Source organism: Neobacillus paridis (assembly GCF_016765675.1).
In the GTDB taxonomy this organism is placed as follows: domain Bacteria; phylum Bacillota; class Bacilli; order Bacillales; family Cytobacillaceae; genus Neobacillus; species Neobacillus paridis.
On record NZ_JAESWB010000406.1, the window covers coordinates 1 to 978 of the forward strand.

Genomic DNA, 978 nt, shown 5'->3' on the forward strand with positions numbered 1-978 from the left:
GCTGTGGCGAATGGCGGCCAGGTGTTGAGCATGCCAATGTGCGAGAACAGCCGGTTGATCAGCTGGAAGCTCACGCCGATCATGATGCCGGCAAAGATCTTCAGGCTGACGCCGCCAGTGCGGAAATGCAGGTAAGCAAACGGCAGCGCCACCGCCATCATCACGAACACGGCAAAGGGATAGATCACCTTGCGCCAATAGGCAATCTCGTACCGCTCTGTACGCTGCTTGTTTTCCGCCAAATGCTTGCTATACAGCGCCAGATCCGCCGCGGACATGCGTTCCGGATCGGCGAACAGCACGGACAGGATTGATGGCGTGATTTCAGACACGAGCGGCATCACCTCGCGCTGCGTGGTTGACACCGCAGTGTTCAGGTCAAGTACCCGGGCGCCATCGCGGCTCGCGGCTTGGGGAAAGCGGCTTTCGGTGACCCTCTGCATGGTCCAGGTATTGTTGCCCGAATAATCGGCGCGGTCGGCAATGATGTAATTGACCAGATGAAAATTGCGATCGAATTCGTAAATGCGCAGCTTCAGCAACTCGCCGGTAGGCCGCATTTCCCGCACATTCAGGAAGCGGGTGCCAATGACATTGCCAGATACGCCGTTGTCGCGGATGACGTCCTTTGCCCACAGGCCGGAGCGGAATTCCTGCGACACCGCCGCGCCCTTGAAGCCAAGCTTGAGTTTCTGACCAAGCTCGGTCGATCTTGGCGCCACATACTCGCCAAAGACAAAAGTAAGCAATGCGAACAGCACGCCTATCTGGGCCAGCATGGCCGCCGCCTGCCGCGTTGACAGGCCGGATACCCGCATGATGGTGAATTCGGAACGCGACGCCAGTTGCGCCAGCACGTAGATGGTGCCAATCAGCGCGGCGATGGGTATGAGTTCATAGGCGTAGCCTGGCAGGCCCATCAGTACGAACAGGAAAGCATGCTGGAGCTTGTAGCTGCCCGTGCCGACCGACTGCAAT

General features: G+C 58.6%; 1 protein-coding gene. It reads right to left on the reverse strand.

Features of this window, described 5'->3' with window-relative positions:
- The coding region (gene lptG, locus JK635_RS29375; RefSeq protein WP_202656419.1) for an LPS export ABC transporter permease LptG at positions 1 to 978 on the reverse strand (978 nt) is incomplete at both ends.